This window comes from Acinetobacter sp. ANC 3882 (assembly GCF_022549545.1).
GTDB lineage: Bacteria > Pseudomonadota > Gammaproteobacteria > Pseudomonadales > Moraxellaceae > Acinetobacter.
The window spans coordinates 418,086-434,835 of the sequence record NZ_JAKZGB010000002.1 but is presented as its reverse complement, the minus strand read 5'-3'; the positions used below and the strand labels follow the sequence as shown (position 1 = coordinate 434,835).

Here is a 16,750-nt window from a genome sequence, read left to right as displayed (position 1 = left end):
AACAACACAACTTTAAAAATATAGGTATCGTTATGCTTTTCAAAAGTCTTTTGTCACCCATTAAAAGTATTACATCCAATCTCATCGATAGTAATACCTCAGCATCACATGTTGGCGGTTCAATTCTTGCTCCCCTTTCCCTTTCTACAATTACAAATATCGTTTCAACAAATACCGTAACCAATACGGTGAGCAGTATCACAGGCGGAGCAGCCAACAACCCTGTAAGTTCGATTACAGGTATTTTAGGAAGTGTAACTGGGCATGCCAGTCCTCTTTCAGCAGTTACAAATATTCTTGGTGGTATTACGGGCGGCGCTGGCAGTAACCCACTTGGAGCCGTCACAAATATTGTTGGCAGTATTACAGGTGGAGGCAACGGTAATCCACTTGATACTGTAACGCATATTATTGGAGGCGTTACAGGTGGTACCGATGGCGGTCCTCTTGGTGCAGTGACTGGCATTATCAGTGGTATTTCGGGTGGTAGCAATGGTGGCCCTCTTGGTGCAGTGACTGGAATCATCGGCGGCATTACAGGCGGAACTGATGGAGGTCCGCTTGGCGCAATTACAGGAATCATTGGGGGCATCACGGGTGGTACCGATGGTGGTCCTCTTGGCGCAGTCACAGGAATCATCGGTGGTATCACTGGCGGTGATTTAGGCAACAATCCTGTGACGGGTGTGATCCAAACGGGTATTGATGTGCTGCAAGGTGTTGAAAGCCTAAAAACAGATATTATCAATACGGGGATTGATACTGTTGCAGGTACCATTATCGGTGCAGTTCATCAATCAGAGCACCCTATTGGTGATCTAGCTCATTTAGGTACCCTCACCTTTGAAACGTCTCGTGACACCGTAAACGGTACACTTGAAGCAATTTCTGATTTAGCAGGTGCTGATATTGGTGGTGCTGCTGGTTCTCTTACAGGTGTTGTGGGTACATTGATCAATAACGGTTCAACTGCTTCTGGCTTGGTTCAGCATATTGCTGGCGATCTCACTGACGCAGGTGGCATTATCGGCGGTATTACAGGTGGAATTGGTGGCGGTGACGGTGGTCCTTTAGGTGCGATCACGGGCATTATCGGTGGCATCACTGGTGGAATCGGTGGTGGCGAAGGTGGTCCATTAGGTGCGATCACTGACATTATCGGTGGTATTACTGGTGGTGATTTAGGCAATAATCCTGTCACAGGTGTGATCCAAACAGGGATCGATGTTCTTCAAGGCGTTGAAAGCCTAAAAACAGATATTATCAACACAGGTATTAGCACTGTTGGTGGTGCAATCAGCGGTGTTCTTCCGGGCGTTCATCCTGTCACAGACCTCACCAATCTTGGTACCCTCACCTTTGAAACGTCTCGCGATACGGTAAATGGAACACTTGAAGCAATTTCTGATTTAGCGGGTGCAGATATTGGTGGCGCTGCTGGTTCTCTCACAGGTGTTGTCGGCACATTAATTAATAATGGCTCAACTGCTTCTGGTTTGGTTCAGCATATTGCAGGTGATCTGACAGATGTCGGTGGCATCGGTGGCGGTGACGGCGGCCCTCTTGGTGCAATCACAGGTATTATCGGTGGTATCACGGGCGGAATTGGCGGCGGTGAAGGTGGTCCTTTAGGTGCAATCACGGGCATTATTGGTGACATCACTGGCGGTATCGGTGGTGGTGACGGCGGGCCTTTAGGTGCGATCACTGGTATTATTGGTGGTATCACTGGTGGAATTGGCGGTGGTGATGGTGGACCTCTAGGTTCAATCACTGACATTATCGGCGGTATTACAGGTGGTGATTTAGGCAATAATCCTGTCACAGGCGTGATTCAAACAGGGATCGATGTGCTTCAAGGTGTTGAAAGCCTAAAAACAGATATTATCAATACAGGTATTAGCACTGTTGGTGGTGCAATCAGCGGTGTTCTTCCGGGCGTTCATCCTGTCACGGACCTCACCAATCTGGGTACCCTCACCTTTGAAACGTCTCGTGACACCGTAAACGGTACACTTGAAGCAATTTCTGATTTAGCGGGTGCAGATATCGGTGGCGCTGCGGGTTCTCTCACAGGTGTTGTCGGCACATTAATTAATAATGGCTCAACAGCCTCTGGTCTGGTTCAGCATATTGCAGGTGATCTGACAGATGTTGGTGGCATCGGTGGTGGTGATGACGGTCCTCTTGGTGCAATCACAGGTATTATCGGTGGTATCACGGGCGGAATTGGTGGTGGCGAAGGTGGTCCATTAGGTGCGATCACAGGCATTATTGGTGGCATCACAGGCGGTATCGGTGGTGGTGATGGCGGGCCTCTAGGTTCAATCACTGACATTATCGGTGGTATTACGGGTGGAATCGGTGGTGGTGACGGTGGGCCTTTAGGCGCAATCACAGGCATCATCGGCGGTATTACGGGTGGAATTGGTGGTGGTGACGGCGGGCCTTTGGGCGCAATCACAGGCATCATCGGCGGTATTACAGGTGGTGATTTAGGCAATAATCCTGTCACAGGTGTGATCCAAACAGGGATCGACGTTCTTCAAGGCGTTGAAAGTCTCAAAACAGATATCATCAATACAGGTATCACTACGGTAGGTGGCGCAATTAGCGGTGTTCTTCCGGGCGTTCATCCAGTCACGGATTTAACCAATCTGGGTACCCTCACCTTTGAAACGTCTCGTGATACGGTAAACGGCACACTTGAAGCAATTTCTGATTTAGCAGGTGCGGATATCGGTGGCGCTGCAGGTTCTCTTACAGGTGTAGTTGGTACATTGATTAATAATGGTTCAACTGCTTCTGGTTTGGTTCAGCATATTGCAGGTGATCTGACAGATGTAGGTGGAATCATTGGTGGAATTGGTGGTGGTGAGGGTGGTCCTTTAGGTGCAATCACAGGCATTATTGGTGGCATTACTGGCGGTATCGGTGGTGGTGATGGTGGGCCTCTAGGTTCAATCACTGACATTATCGGTGGTATCACAGGTGGAATTGGTGGTGGTGACGGCGGTCCTTTAGGTGCAATCACAGGCATCATTGGTGGTATTACGGGTGGAATTGGCGGTGGTGATGGTGGGCCTTTAGGTTCAATCACTGACATTATCGGTGGTATTACTGGCGGAATCGGTGGTGGTGACGGTGGGCCTTTAGGTTCAATCACTGACATTATCGGTGGCATTACTGGCGGAATTGGTGGTGGTGACGGCGGGCCTTTAGGTTCAATCACTGACATTATCGGTGGTATTACGGGTGGAATTGGCGGTGGTGACGGCGGTCCATTGGGTGCAATCACAGGCATCATCGGCGGTATTACGGGTGGAATCGGTGGTGGTGACGGCGGGCCTTTGGGTTCATTAACCGATATTTTTGCAACCATCAGCAATGGTGTGAATAGCGGAGATGTAATTTCAGGTATTGCCCAACCAATTCAGACTGTAATTAGTAATGGCAACATCGCTGTTGACACACTACAAGATCATGTCAGCACCTTATTCACAGACGGTTCATTAGAGAGTATCAATAATCTGATCAGTGTCAGTGTTGGCAATGGAGATTACAGTGCTCACGGAAGTGTGGATGGAATCTTGGATGCACTAACAGGAACAGTCACCTCAGGCATTGCTGTGGGTGAACCGAATCCAAATGGTGGTTCATTAACAGATCTTATTTCGCTTCCATCTTCTTTAAACAATTTAACCGACCATCTATTCAGTTCAGTCAATCACTTCTAAATAGAACAACTAAAAAAGCCGCTGAGATCAGCGGCTTTTTTATATTGATCATTTGATTAATATTCGATTAGCAATATTCAGGCACAAAAAAACCGCAATTAAGCGGTTTCTTTCATTTAAGTTGGTGCGCTCAGAGAGATTCGAACTCCCGACCCCTTAGTTCGTAGCCAAGTGCTCTATCCAGCTGAGCTATGAGCGCATTACTTATATGCCTATTCAGGCGTGTGTTACTTTAAATCTTTACTTGGTGCGCTCAGAGAGATTCGAACTCCCGACCCCTTAGTTCGTAGCCAAGTGCTCTATCCAGCTGAGCTATGAGCGCTTTAAGTAAAGTGGCGGTGAGAGAGGGATTCGAACCCTCGGTACAGTTACCCGTACGCATCCTTAGCAGGGATGTGGTTTCAGCCACTCACCCATCTCACCGTAACACGAGCGCAATAATACAAACTAAAACTACATTACACAAGGGATGATCCTGTTTTTTTCTCCTTTTTTAAACCAATCAAATGTTTTTTAACCAATTCTTGTATTTTTTCAGCATTTTTTGGCTCAACGCTTGTTAATATAGTGTTCTCTCCTTTATTTAGATCGGGGCAATAAACAGAATCTTGCAATCTTTGACGTGCAGTTAGAGTTTGAATGACTTATGCTAAACCGATCTGCCAGATGTGAAATGAAACGATATGACTACAAATTGGGTTGATCCCGAAGCAAAAGCAGAAGCGCAACGTTACGATAATCCTATTCCTAGCCGAACTCTTATTCTAACTACATTAGAACAATTAAAAGCTGCACAGTCTCATGCAGAACTCGTTGATCACTTTAATATTCCAGATCAAAAAAGTATTGATGCATTGAATCACCGTTTAAGTGCCATGGTGCGTGACGGACAACTTATGAAGGATGGTTTTAAATACCAACCTGCAACCGATCTGCCAAGCCATGAAGCAACGGTCTATATCAATAGTAAGGGCTTGGGCACTGCTAATATTTCAGGTCAGGAAGATATCCTTTTACCTGAACGCGAACTGCGTCTGGTCTTTAATGGCGACCGCGTTAAAGTGCGTCAGACTTCGGTTGACCGTAAAGGTAAGCCTTGGGGCTTTATCACCGAAGTAGTACAACATCGTGTCAAACAGATTATTGGCAAATTGTCTGAACATGAAGGTGAATACTTTATTCAACCAAGTAATCCAAACCAACACCAACCCATTACTTTAGAAAAAGAATTGATTGAGCATGCCAATGCCAAAGTTGGGGATATGCTGCGTGTCGCAATTGATGACTATCCAACACGTGAAGAACTGGCGACAGGTCATATCGTGCAATCGATGGCGGATAAAGCAGATACCGAAATTATCATTCCACAAACAATTCTAGAATTTGGTCTACCTTACGAATTTCCAGAAGCCGTGGTGAAAGAAGCTGAAAGCTTCAAAGAACCATCGGCGAAAGATCTTAAAGGACGTGTTGATTTACGTGATTTGCCACTGGTCACCATTGATGGTGAAGATGCACGTGACTTTGACGATGCCGTATTTGCAGAAAAACGTGCAGGCGGTGGTTATCGTGTTGTCGTCGCAATTGCCGATGTCAGCCATTATGTTCGTTTAGACTCACCTTTAAATGAAGAAGCCGAAGAACGCGGTACATCGGTTTATTTCCCGCACTTTGTCTTGCCTATGCTGCCAGAAGCATTATCGAATGGTCTATGTTCTTTAAATCCACATGTTGACCGTCTGTGTATGGTCTGTGATTTAAAACTGTCTCGTGCAGGTAAAGTCACAGCTTATGAGTTCTATCCAGCGGTGATGCATTCCAAAGCTCGTTTGACTTATACCCAAGTAGGACAATATTTTGAGGGCGCAACCCATGCGATCCCTGAAGATAAGACCATTCATAAGTCACTCAATACACTCTTCCAGCTTTATCAAACGCTAAAAGGCTTACGTGCTGAACGTCATGCAATGGAATTTGAAACCATTGAAACCTATATGACCTTTGACGAGTTAGGTGGTATCAAAGAAATCTTGCCGCGTAGTCGTAACGATGCACATAAATTAATTGAAGAATGTATGTTGCTGGCCAACGTGGCTGCAGCAGAATATGCGTTAGAACATGATATTCCAATGCTGTATCGTGTGCATGAGGCACCAGAGTTTTCACGTATTCAAAAAGTACGTGACTTTGTGAAGTTGTTGGGTCTGCCATTCCCTGAACAGCCAACTCAAGCCGATTATCAAGCCGTCATTGAAGCGACCAAAGATCGTTTAGATGCACCAAGTATCCATGCAGTACTGTTACGTTCAATGATGCAGGCCTACTATGGCGCAAAAAATTCAGGCCATTATGGTTTGGCATATGAAGCCTATACCCACTTTACTTCGCCAATTCGTCGTTATCCTGATTTATTATTACACCGTGCCATCAAAGCGTATTTAGACAAGAAAGCCTATCCACTGTCAGGTGCAGCTTTGGATGATGCGGGTGAGCATTTTTCAAAAACAGAACGTCGTGCCGATGAGGCATCACGTAGCGTTACCATGTGGTTAAAATGCCATTATATGCAACAGCATATCGGTGATGAGTTTGTTGGTATCATCAGTGCCGTCACAGAGTTTGGCCTGTTTGTCACACTCAAAGATTTATATGTCGATGGGATGATTCATGTCAGCCAATTGGGCGATGACTTCTTCGTATATGACCAAGCCAGCCAAAGCTTGATTGGTCAAAACCGTGGCCAGTCATTCAGTCTTGGTGATGAAGTAAAAATCCAAGTGGCAGGTGTAAACTTGGAAGAACGTAAGATCGACTTCCAGTTAGTGCAGCAATTAACCCATTTAGGTCGAGTCATTCGTCAAAAAGCACCTCGTACTTCGACGCCAAACCGCACTCAAAGCACAGAAGAGGTTTTTAGCAAAGCACCAGCTAAAGCAAAATTAAGTGAAGATGGTGAAAAGCCTGTGCGTAAGAAAAAGGATAAAAACAGTCCAAGTTCTTATGCCAAGAAATCGGGTAAGAAGTCTTCTGCTAAACCTGAGGCCAAAGAGAAAGCCAAGAAGAAAGTGAAAAAGAAAAAGTCGAATGCGAAAGCAAAGCAGGACTGATTCACTTAGGGACAAGTTCAGTCATGAACTTGTCCTATATATGTCCAATCTAATTTTTTAAACATGTGCCAATTCTTTTTCTAAACCATCGATAAAGTTTCGTAATGAAGAATCATTGATTACAAAAATTATTGCTTCTTCATAGCCTGCACTTTCTACACCATAATGTATTCCTGATGGAAATTTAACAGACCACTGTATACCTGTATCATCAGGAACATCAAACCGCTCTATCTCAAAAATGAAATACATATCTACAGGATAAAAGGAAACCTCTTTTACTTCTCTTAGATGTAATTGCTTAAGCTCCTTCAATAACGACTCCAAGGCAATTTTCCATAAAATTAAACCTGAATTATGTATGTAAGAATAAATTCTATTAGGAGTAACCACTTGAAAATTAATCTGAATTACTGTTTGCTTCAAGGTTTCATCGTAAACCGACTTAAGTAACTCCAAATTTAAAGAAACATTTTTAAACTCATTAAGCAATAAACTCATGATCTCCCCCATTTGTTGATAAAACATAGTTCTTTATCATTAGAAAATAATACAAACAATTAAACAAACCTTGATTTCCCCACCTCAAACCCCTACATCTATAACTATGTTTAAAGATGAAATGGCAAAAATACAATGACACTACAGCAAGCAACGCTTCCCGTTCCTCAATTTGATCAAATTCAACTTGCCGACTTAAAACAACAGATTGAACATAGCATTCAAAATGGTCAAGATTTCTTAAATCAACTCAATGAAGTTCCAGCAACGACAGAAGCTCAACTTGCCACGCTGAGCGAAGTCGATCAACTTGAAAATAATATGAGTGAAGCTTGGGGTGTTTTATCCCATCTCAATGCCGTCATGAACAATGCTGAAACCCGTGAAGTGTATCAAGCCTTGCTACCCAGCCTAAGCGAATATTACACCCAGTTGGGTCAACACACGGCGCTTTATCAAACCTATCAACAGGTTCATGACAGTGCTGTTTTTCAAACACTGAGCGAAGCACAACAAAGTGCTATTAAACTGGCTTTACGTGACTTTAAACTGTCTGGCGTTGCGCTCGAAGGTGAAGCGAAAAAACGTTATGCAGAAATTTCAGCACGTTTATCACAACTATCTTCAGATTTCTCGAACCATGTGCTGGATGCAACCCAAGCGTATTTCAAACCGTTGGCAGAAGCCCAACTCAAAGGTTTACCACAAAGCAGTGTTGAACTGTTAAAACAATACGGACAACAACGCGAACTTGAACAGGCTGTTGCCACACTCGACTTCCCTGCTTATTTTGCGATTATGACCTATGCCGATGATCGTGAATTAAGAGAAGAACTCTACAAAGCTTATGTCACGCGTGCCTCAGATCAATCCGACCAGACCGAATTTGACAATACTCCTGTGATGGAAGAGATTCTGAGCTTACGTCAGGAAATGGCGCAACTGCTTGGCTTCAATAATTTCGCTGAATATTCACTTGCCAGCAAAATGGCACCTGATGTTGAAACTGTTCATCAATTCTTAGTGGATTTGGCAGAACATGCCCGTACTCCTGCACTGGCTGAAATTGCAGAACTCAAAACCATTGCGCAACAAGATGGAATTGAAGAATTAAAACCATGGGATGCAACTTACTATTCTGAAAAATTGAAGCAACAACAATTCAATCTTTCTCAAGAAGCACTTAAGCCTTATTTCCCTGCACCCAAAGTCGTTGACGGTTTATTCCAGATCGTGCAACGCCTTTACGGTATCCAGATCGTTGAACGCCAAGCCCCTGTTTGGCAAGATGACGTACGTTATTTTGAAATTGAAGATCAAGGTCAAGTGGTTGGTGGTTTCTACTTTGATTTATATGCACGTAACGGCAAACGTGGTGGTGCATGGATGAGTGGTTTCCGCTCTCGCGTGCAAACAGCGACTGGTCTGCAAAAACCAATTTGCTATATGGTGTGTAACTTCACGCCACCCATTGGTGATCAACCTGCCCTACTTACTCACGATGAAGTAATTACTTTATTCCATGAATTTGGACATGGCTTACATCATATGTTGACCGAAGTGGATAACATCTCGGTTGCAGGCACACACGGCGTGGCATGGGATGCAGTTGAATTACCAAGTCAGTTTATGGAATTCTGGGCATGGGACAATGAGAGCCTAGACGTTCTCAGTGAGCACACTGAAACCAAGCAAACGCTACCACAAGAATTGTTATCTGCTTTGCTCGATGCACGTTTCTTCCAGTCAGGTATGCAAACCCTGCGTCAAATTGAATTTGCTTTGTTTGATCTTACGATTCATCGCCAAGCACCCGCATTAAACAGCCAGCAAATCCAAGCGACTTTAGATGATATTCGCAGTAAATTTGCGGTTGTACCTGCTGTTGCTTATAACCGTTTCCAGCACAGTTTTAGTCATATTTTTGCGGGAGGTTATGCTGCAGGCTACTACTCATATAAATGGGCAGAAGTTTTAGCGAGTGATGCTTTTGACCGTTTCGAAAGTGAAGGTATTTTTAATACCGAGACTGGAAAAGAGTTTAGAAAGTTTATTCTAGCAGTTGGCGGAAAAGATACAGCACTTGATGCGTTTCGCAATTTCCGAAAAAGAGAACCGAAAATAGATGCGTTATTACGCCATCAAGGTTGGACGAACACAGATAAAACCGCTTAAACTATGTCATTATTATTCACAGGGTGTAATTAACTGACATGAAAAGACAGTTCATCGCGGGCGCAAAATGCCCTAAATGTGGCGCCTTAGATCGTGTCGTTAAGATCATCACTGTGGATGACGAGTGGATTGAATGTATCGAATGTGCTTATAGCGAAAAACGCCCGACCCACGTGGAAGAGCAGCAACCCGCTGAGCCAGATGAAATTGGGGTGATACAGTTCAAACCTCGTCATTTTGACTAGAAGGTTAAAAATGATGTCCACATACCAAACTGAAAATTCCAAATTATTATGGATGATAATTGCCGGAATGAGCGTTGCAGTGGTTCTGTTCCTTGCTGTCCAATGGTTTCTAGCACAAAAAGACCAGCAAACAACGACCAACGCAACTCAGCCTGTTGCCACAAAAACCGTTGCAACACCCGCACAGCCAACAACGACCGCTGAAGAAACCGCAGCAACACCTGATGTTGCCGAGCCAATTCAATTGGTTGAAGCATCAATCATTAAGGATCCAATTCCTGCCAATGATAGTTTAGCGAAAGAAGAAATCGCAAAGTTGGATGATATTCATCAACAACTGCAAGACCAGCAACATGATTTGAAACAGCAAAATAGCGATGTTGATACGTTACTCAAGCTGAAAGAAGATCAAATTAAGCTCTTGGAAGCCCAAATCGCTGCACAGCGTAAATCTTAAAAGAAAAAGCTTTAACCTCGGTTAAAGCTTTTTTGTTCGCAATATGGTTAATCTAAAATTTGCTTCGAGTCTCGCTTCAGTTGGATGGGTTTCTGAATAGTTTGAGCAATCAGAATACCAATTAAGGTTAATCCCCCACCAATATAATGAAACATCTGCAAATGTTCCCCCAATAATGCCACTGCGATCATGGCGGTAAACAACGGCAGTAAATTCATAAAAATACTGTTGCGATTCGGCCCTAAATGTCTCACTCCTTCAATCCAAAAATAAGACAACAACACCGAAGAAAAAATACTGGCATATACAATCAGAGGAATAGTCTGTTGGTTCAACTGTATGTCTTTGGCAGGCAAAAATATAAAAAATGGCAATACATATATAATGGCAAAACTGGATTGTACGAAGTTAGATTGCCAAGCAGGGATCGGCATTTTCCAGCGTTTCAGCAACACGCCATATAAAGCATAGCCTGCTGCTGCAATCAACATTAAGCCATCACCCAAATGAACACCTTGCTGCCAAATATCAACAATTGAACCATGACTCAGCAAGTACAAAATGCCATAGAAAGATAAAGCGCCACCAAACAACATGCCATAACTGATACGATCTTTCAGCATTAAACTACTCAGGATCATGGTCAGTAACGGAATCAATGCAGTCACAATCGCCATATTGGTTGCGGTGGTGGTCGCTGCCGCTTGATAAGACAAAAACTGAAATAAAGACACCGAAAGAAAACCTCCCAGCGCCAATTGCTTCCAATATTGCTGAATCGTCTTCCGATTTTTCCAGACTGGAATCAGCACAAAAGTACTCATCACAGTAAGCGCCAGTACCAGACGATAAAAAGTAATCGCCACAGGAGAAATAGCATGACTTGCCATTTTGGAGACCACGACATTTCCCGCCCAAAATAAAATGGCGAATAATGGATAAAAATAAGCTTTCTGAAACATGAACGAGACCTATACATTGCAGTATCAATCATGCTAAAAAATAATCGAATCATCGTTTCTCGATAATAAGACGACTTCTACCGAGAAAAAGACAATAGGTTTGAGAGACTTGAGATGGGCAAGAACTTTGAACATGGATTCTTAGATTATCCAGTGTATGCATTTTCTGAAAACTACCCACATGGACATATTGAAGATTGGCATAGCCATGATCGAATCCAATTAATTCATACGCTATCGGGTGTGATCCGTGTTCAGACCCATGAAGGGATCTGGATTACTCCACCTGGGCGTGGTGTCTGGATTCCTGCGCAAAAACCACATGCCCTACTCAGTAGTGGTGATGTCAAAGCCCGAGGCGTTTTTATCGAGGTCTCACCTCAAACCAATACGCTAGATCAATGTCGCGTCGTTGCAATTCCCGCCTTATTAAGAGAGTTGATGAGCAGTGCCATGCAAATACGGACGAGTATTCAGACGAATAGCCGTAATGAACGACTACTGCAACTGATTTTAGATGAAGTTCGGTTATTGCCCACGCTCGCCTTCAATCTACCTGATCCTCAGAATCCAAAACTTCAGCAGCTATGCCAAAGAATTAAAGATAATTTAGCGCTGGAGTGGAACCTAGAAGATACCGCAGAGCAACTACATATGAGTAGTAAAACGCTGGCGCGTCATTTTCAAAGAGAAACTGGACTCCATTTTTCCCATTGGGTCCGCCAAGCCAAACTCATGCAAGCCATGATTGACTTGGGCATGAACAAGCCCGTATTAAATGTCGCACTAGACTTGGGTTATGACAGCCCAAGCGCGTTTAGTGCCATGTTTAAGCGTGAAACCAGCATGACACCGAGCGACTATCTCAAACAGTTTTCTGAAACATATACTTGAGCCTCTGTTTGAGGTATTCAGGTGAATTTGCATTCCTTTCCTCTGCGTAGAGGCATAAAATAGGCATACTCCCCCAATACAATAATCACTATGGACACGCCTCACTCCAATCGCAACCTTTTCCTCGCGATTGGTTGTCTCACCCTTTCTGCTCTGCTTTTTTCAGTGATGGGAATCTGTATTCGTTACGCCTCACATACCGTAGATAACTACACCATTGTATTTTTCCGCAATGTGGTCGGGCTGATTCTGTTCCTCCCTTTTATTTTGAAGCAAGGAACAAGCTTTGTAAAAACAGAAAAACTCTGGATGCATACATGGCGCAGTATCGTTGGACTCGCAGCCATGTATGGATTCTTCTATGCCATTGCCCATTTAAAGCTTTCCAATGCCATGGTATTTACCTATTCCTCGCCGATTTTTATTCCTTTAATCGCGTGGCTGTTCCTCAAAGAAAAAGTCACTACGGCGATGCTATTTGCGGCGGGCTTGGGTTTTATTGGCGTGTTCTGTGTGGCAAAACCTGATCAAGGTTTACTGAATTGGATTTCAATCGTAGGTATCAGTTCGAGTTTATTGGCATCGATGGCCTTTGTCACAGTACGTGCACTCACCCAAACTGAACCGCCTGAACGCATCGTATTTTATTTCTGCTTTATTGGTTCACTCTTGTCCGTGATTCCGATGTTTTGGGTCTGGCGGCCTTACCATTTACATGAACTGTTTTTTCTAATTGCAGCTGGTGTACTGGCCAATGTCAGCCAGATTTTTATGTCTCATGCCTATCGTCTTGCTCCTGCAGGACAAATTGCACCCGTCAATTATGTTGCGATTATCTTCGCAGGAATCTGGGGCTTTTTGCTTTGGAATGAAGTCCCTGATCTTTCTAGCCTGATCGGTTTCGGCATTATCCTTTTGGCAATTTTGTTATGTAGCCCATTAACGCAAAGAAAGAAATTACTTAAATAAGCCAATTCTTTATATATCAAGAATCTTTAATAGAAAGATCACCTATTATTTGATTAAACCTTTTGATAAATTGTGCGACTTTATAACAATTGGAAATATCTAATGAAAAAAATATTTTTAACTTCATTAATCGGGGCAGCTTTAATTATTTCTGGCTGTTCCACCACAATGCCTATTAACTACATTGCCTCTCCATCTATTCGAGGACAAGGTGATATCAGTGTTGGTGTATTCAAATATATCCCCGCTGAGAAAGGTTTAGTTAAACAAAATGAGTTTCAAAAACCAACAGCGGCGATTGGAAGCATGTATATGTCTGATAAAGCAGATATATTATTAAAATCATCTTTAACTAAAGAATTAATTGCCTCAGGATTTAACCCAAACCAAGATGCAGATCTCAAAATCTCCGGAGATGTTCAAAAATTTGAATATAATTGGATTGGCTTTGTAGAAGTCGACTTCTATTTAGACATCGATTATTCAGTCACCAAAAGCGGAAAAATAATTTATAAGAACACCATCAAAACACATAAAGCGGCACCAAAAACATCAGCAGGAACAGACTCTGAGGCTGTCCGCTCAGCGATTTCTTCAAATATTGGAGAACTATTACAAGCTTTAAGAGATCAGAAGATTATCTAAAATAGCTTTTCAAATAATTTTTCTTAAGTCATGTTGAAACTAAAAAAGCACCCGAAGGTGCTTTTTTAGTTTCAAGAGTTAGTGTTTATACCAACCAAACATTTGGAAGATATACGGCGCATATGTCACCAACACCAAAGATGAGAACAATACGATAATCGGCAATAACCAACGCTCATAACGGAAGTAGAAACTGGTGTATTTCTCTTTCGCTTCCTTATCGGCGGCCGTAACCTCTTCATCCCCGACGGAGAGTCGCGTCAGCAAGTGGTTTAAGGCAACTGGCGGCGTTACATAACCGAATTCGAATGCAACCAATACGATCATCCAGAAGTGGATCGGATGGATACCATTCTCGTAGGCCACAGGTGCAACCGTTGCAGCAACTAAAATCACCGCACCAAATGGATCTGTTGTCATACCAATAATGGCAAGTAACAGCGCAATAAAGGCAAGTGAAATATAGATATTACCTAAGTGTGTCGGTAATAACTCAACCACTTCAGCACGCTCGATTAAACCACCAACACTTGCAGATAATGCCATAAGCAGAATCAATGCACCGATATGTCCAACCGTTTCTGAGGTTGCAAAACGTAATGCACCACCAAAACCAAAGCTCTTACTGCCATGTGGATCATGTGATTTCAAGAATTCTGATTTCTTTTCATGCTCACGAACCAGTGCTTCATGCTTGGCATCAACGACTGGTGCAGGTGCAAGTTTTGCTGAAAACAACTTGTCAAACAAGATCATTGCAATCAACACCAACGGTAAAATCATCGGTGCAGTGAATTCATTGATCGATGTATCTAAAGCAAGCTTATAGAACATCACAACGGCAAAACCAATGATCACATAAGGAATCACAGGTACACACGCACGCAACATGCCAGGAACTGCAATTTTAGGCGAGTTCACACGGAATTTTTCTTCAGCAAGAATTAAAGAAACACCAAGGAAAATGAATGCTGTTAACCAGAATACATAGATACCATGATCAAATAATTCTGTAGAGGTCACATGACGGCTGTCCAGCATCGAAATCAAGATCACAAGCAAGCATGGACGAATGACCACACCCAAAGAACCTGACATCGCAGATACAGCTAGTGCATATTGACGACGTGCACCAGAGTTCCAGACTTCTTTATAGATGATCGCACCCGCTGCAATAACGAAAATACCAGAAGCACCTGTATATGCTGTTGGAATCGCTGCTGCAATCAAGATTAACCACGTTAGTGTTTCAGGTGCCAAGTTCCATGGACGTAGGATGTTTAAGAATAAATCCATCACACGTGTTTGAGTGAGCAACATACCTGCCCAAATAAACAATGCAAGATTTAAGAAAATCCCCGAGAACTCAACCAAGATACCTAAGTAAATCCCTTGCCCCATCGGATAATCCATGAAGAAGGTAAATACAATCCCTGTCACCAAGGACATGAAGGCATACAGTGGCACACTGAGTAAAGCTAAACCAAAGTTACCTTTCGGCTGTGCAGTTTTTGGAATAAAGATAAACTGGAAAATACTGATAATGGTCAGCGATACAAACAGTGCAATCCACAACCAATACAAGACAGCTGTTTTACCCGCAACCTCGACCCCAGAATTCAATACCGAGTGGTATTGGCTAATCACTGAATAACTGAGTAAAGCATTACCTGCAACCATCAACGCCGAATAAACACGGAAGTCAATTTTAGTTTTTGGTGCACGCAAACCAATATGGTGATAACGCAAAGATGCTGTAATCGAAGCAAACAACACCATGATTAATAAAATAACAGTTTGGTTTTCAGATCCTAGTTTAAAGATACCGAAGAAGGTGGTTTCAACTTTACGATAAGTACGAATGCTTGGATGAGCTTCCAAGTGCTTCATTGCTTTATCATAGAATTGATATTTTTCTTCACATTGTTGCTGAGCCGCGAGCAATGATGCACGCACATCAGATTCAGAAGCCGCACCAAACATACTGGCAAATTCATCGGCAGCATTGGCTTTCATCTGCTCTTGAACTTGTGCATCAATGTTAGGATGTCGATCACAAGATGGTTTTTCAGGTTCCGCACGTAAAAATGAGTACTGCATCCCTGTTGTTTGATCACCATACAGACGCTCCCCCATACGAAGCATCTGACCGTGAATCATCTCGCCTGTACCAATAAGCAAAGTCATTAGCAACAAAGCAAGAATGATGAATGTTGATATCCAATCATTCCAGATATAGCCTAACCGGGCTAATCCGGATTTATTCTCTTGATCATTTTGCATGTCTATTCCAGTTTATTGTTATCAACATCCATCCAAAGATGTTGAATCATGCGATGTCCATGGTTGATAGATAAATGAATTTACCCTCTTCTTAACCAATCCCTTTTAAACCGATTAAATTTGCAGCAAACTTTTTCAAAAAAGAATGACTGCAATCACTTTATTGTTGGTTATTTTTATCAATTTATATGTTCTCTGTTTTCCTTCTTATCAATAAATAGCTTAAACCACATATCACACCACCAATTGCACCAATCAGATGCGCTTCTGTCAGTACGGGGCTACCAATGAGCTGAGCCGTTCCTGTTTGTCCAAAAGAGTTTTCCCAGATCAGTTTCGCAGCGATCAGTGCCAACACTAACATTGCAAATTTACGTTCATTCTTATATTGCAAATACACCAATCCGACTGCGGTATATAAACCATGCAAAACCCCTGAAAGGCCTGCATAAGCATCAATATAAGGCAAATAGAAATAAAAAACTAAACTAATGAATGGGGGAAGTAGCAACAGCAAAGCCCACAGATGCCAATTGCGTACATGAGGAAAAATAAATGGTAAACATGCAAATGCCAACATATTCAGCAAGAAATGAATCCAACCCACATGTACCCAATGCGCAGTCCATAACCGCCAAAACTCAGTCAGTAGACTGGGTCTCCAATAAATAAAATGATCTGCAAACACTTGTAGACAAGCCGATATGGAAATACATATCGCGATCAAAATGACTTTCCTTATCCATATTTGATCTTTCATTTATCTACCACCTCT

12 protein-coding genes and 3 tRNA genes are annotated in these 16,750 nt (G+C 42.8%); 8 read left to right on the top strand and 7 right to left on the bottom strand.

All coding sequences use genetic code 11. From position 1 onward, the window contains the following. Window positions 1–32: 32 nt before the first annotated feature. Complete coding sequence (locus MMO42_RS07230) at window positions 33–3,737, top strand: hypothetical protein (RefSeq protein WP_241319866.1); 3,705 nt, start codon at window positions 33–35, stop codon at window positions 3,735–3,737. Window positions 3,738–3,859: 122 nt separating this feature from the next. Here MMO42_RS07230 and MMO42_RS07225 read toward each other — a convergent pair. From MMO42_RS07225 to MMO42_RS07215, 3 genes are all read right to left on the bottom strand, one after another. Beyond that, a tRNA-Arg gene (locus tag MMO42_RS07225) sits at window positions 3,860–3,936 on the bottom strand. 46 nt (window positions 3,937–3,982) lie between these two features. Beyond that, a tRNA-Arg gene (locus MMO42_RS07220) sits at window positions 3,983–4,059 on the bottom strand. Between the two features lie 11 nt (window positions 4,060–4,070). Continuing rightward, window positions 4,071–4,160, bottom strand: a tRNA-Ser gene (locus MMO42_RS07215). Window positions 4,161–4,420: 260 nt separating this feature from the next. Between MMO42_RS07215 and rnr the strand changes: the two genes are divergently transcribed. Then, window positions 4,421–6,844, top strand: coding sequence for a ribonuclease R (gene rnr / locus MMO42_RS07210; protein ID WP_241319865.1), 2,424 nt, complete (start codon window positions 4,421–4,423; stop codon window positions 6,842–6,844). 57 nt (window positions 6,845–6,901) lie between these two features. Here rnr and MMO42_RS07205 read toward each other — a convergent pair whose 3' ends face one another. Continuing rightward, on the bottom strand, window positions 6,902–7,345 hold the full coding sequence (locus MMO42_RS07205; protein ID WP_241319864.1) for a hypothetical protein: 444 nt from the start codon (window positions 7,343–7,345) through the stop codon (window positions 6,902–6,904). Between the two features lie 135 nt (window positions 7,346–7,480). On the opposite strand from MMO42_RS07205, the gene MMO42_RS07200 reads away from it, so the two are divergent. The 3 genes from MMO42_RS07200 to MMO42_RS07190 are packed head-to-tail and all read left to right on the top strand — an operon-like array spanning window position 7,481 to window position 10,222. After that, window positions 7,481–9,520: a M3 family metallopeptidase gene (locus MMO42_RS07200; protein WP_241319863.1), complete on the top strand. Its 2,040-nt coding sequence runs from the start codon at window positions 7,481–7,483 to the stop codon at window positions 9,518–9,520. Between the two features lie 38 nt (window positions 9,521–9,558). Beyond that, window positions 9,559–9,765 carry a YheV family putative metal-binding protein gene (locus MMO42_RS07195; protein ID WP_004660391.1) on the top strand — a complete coding sequence of 69 codons (207 nt, stop codon included), beginning with the start codon at window positions 9,559–9,561 and terminating at the stop codon, window positions 9,763–9,765. Between the two features lie 10 nt (window positions 9,766–9,775). Continuing rightward, on the top strand, window positions 9,776–10,222 hold the full coding sequence (locus tag MMO42_RS07190) for a hypothetical protein (protein WP_241319862.1): 447 nt from the start codon (window positions 9,776–9,778) through the stop codon (window positions 10,220–10,222). 47 nt (window positions 10,223–10,269) lie between these two features. Here MMO42_RS07190 and MMO42_RS07185 read toward each other — a convergent pair whose 3' ends face one another. Next, a complete protein-coding gene (locus MMO42_RS07185; RefSeq protein WP_241319861.1) occupies window positions 10,270–11,184 on the bottom strand; it encodes an EamA family transporter in 915 nt (304 codons plus the stop codon). 114 nt (window positions 11,185–11,298) lie between these two features. On the opposite strand from MMO42_RS07185, the gene MMO42_RS07180 reads away from it, so the two are divergent. The 3 genes from MMO42_RS07180 to MMO42_RS07170 all read left to right on the top strand — a co-directional run bounded on the left by MMO42_RS07180 (window position 11,299) and on the right by MMO42_RS07170 (window position 13,692). After that, entirely contained in the window at window positions 11,299–12,078 is a 780-nt protein-coding gene (locus MMO42_RS07180) for a helix-turn-helix transcriptional regulator (protein ID WP_241319860.1), read from the top strand. A 90-nt stretch (window positions 12,079–12,168) separates the two neighbouring features. After that, window positions 12,169–13,047, top strand: coding sequence for a DMT family transporter (locus MMO42_RS07175; RefSeq protein WP_241319859.1), 879 nt, complete (start codon window positions 12,169–12,171; stop codon window positions 13,045–13,047). A gap of 102 nt (window positions 13,048–13,149) precedes the next feature. Then, window positions 13,150–13,692 carry a hypothetical protein gene (locus tag MMO42_RS07170; protein WP_241319858.1) on the top strand — a complete coding sequence of 181 codons (543 nt, stop codon included), beginning with the start codon at window positions 13,150–13,152 and terminating at the stop codon, window positions 13,690–13,692. A gap of 78 nt (window positions 13,693–13,770) precedes the next feature. Here the strand turns inward: MMO42_RS07170 and MMO42_RS07165 are convergent, their stop codons facing one another. Both MMO42_RS07165 and rrtA read right to left on the bottom strand, forming a co-directional pair. Then, window positions 13,771–15,975 (bottom strand): TRAP transporter large permease subunit, encoded by a 2,205-nt coding sequence (locus tag MMO42_RS07165; RefSeq protein WP_005297120.1) that lies wholly within the window; start codon window positions 15,973–15,975, stop codon window positions 13,771–13,773. 184 nt (window positions 15,976–16,159) lie between these two features. Beyond that, a complete protein-coding gene (gene rrtA, locus MMO42_RS07160; RefSeq protein ID WP_005297122.1) occupies window positions 16,160–16,735 on the bottom strand; it encodes a rhombosortase in 576 nt (191 codons plus the stop codon). Window positions 16,736–16,750: the final 15 nt, after the last annotated feature.

Bases quoted from the DNA above. Each gene is read 5' to 3' on its own strand.
- MMO42_RS07170 (WP_241319858.1), top strand. From the start codon at position 13,150: ATGAAAAAAATATTTTTAACTTCATTAATCGGGGCAGCTTTAATTATT.
- MMO42_RS07175 (WP_241319859.1), top strand. From the start codon at position 12,169: ATGGACACGCCTCACTCCAATCGCAACCTTTTCCTCGCGATTGGTTGT.
- MMO42_RS07195 (WP_004660391.1), top strand. From the start codon at position 9,559: ATGAAAAGACAGTTCATCGCGGGCGCAAAATGCCCTAAATGTGGCGCC.
- MMO42_RS07205 (WP_241319864.1), bottom strand. From the start codon at position 7,345: ATGAGTTTATTGCTTAATGAGTTTAAAAATGTTTCTTTAAATTTGGAG.
- MMO42_RS07200 (WP_241319863.1), top strand. From the start codon at position 7,481: ATGACACTACAGCAAGCAACGCTTCCCGTTCCTCAATTTGATCAAATT.
- MMO42_RS07230 (WP_241319866.1), top strand. From the start codon at position 33: ATGCTTTTCAAAAGTCTTTTGTCACCCATTAAAAGTATTACATCCAAT.
- rnr (WP_241319865.1), top strand. From the start codon at position 4,421: ATGACTACAAATTGGGTTGATCCCGAAGCAAAAGCAGAAGCGCAACGT.
- MMO42_RS07185 (WP_241319861.1), bottom strand. From the start codon at position 11,184: ATGTTTCAGAAAGCTTATTTTTATCCATTATTCGCCATTTTATTTTGG.
- MMO42_RS07180 (WP_241319860.1), top strand. From the start codon at position 11,299: ATGGGCAAGAACTTTGAACATGGATTCTTAGATTATCCAGTGTATGCA.
- rrtA (WP_005297122.1), bottom strand. From the start codon at position 16,735: ATGAAAGATCAAATATGGATAAGGAAAGTCATTTTGATCGCGATATGT.
- MMO42_RS07165 (WP_005297120.1), bottom strand. From the start codon at position 15,975: ATGCAAAATGATCAAGAGAATAAATCCGGATTAGCCCGGTTAGGCTAT.
- MMO42_RS07190 (WP_241319862.1), top strand. From the start codon at position 9,776: ATGATGTCCACATACCAAACTGAAAATTCCAAATTATTATGGATGATA.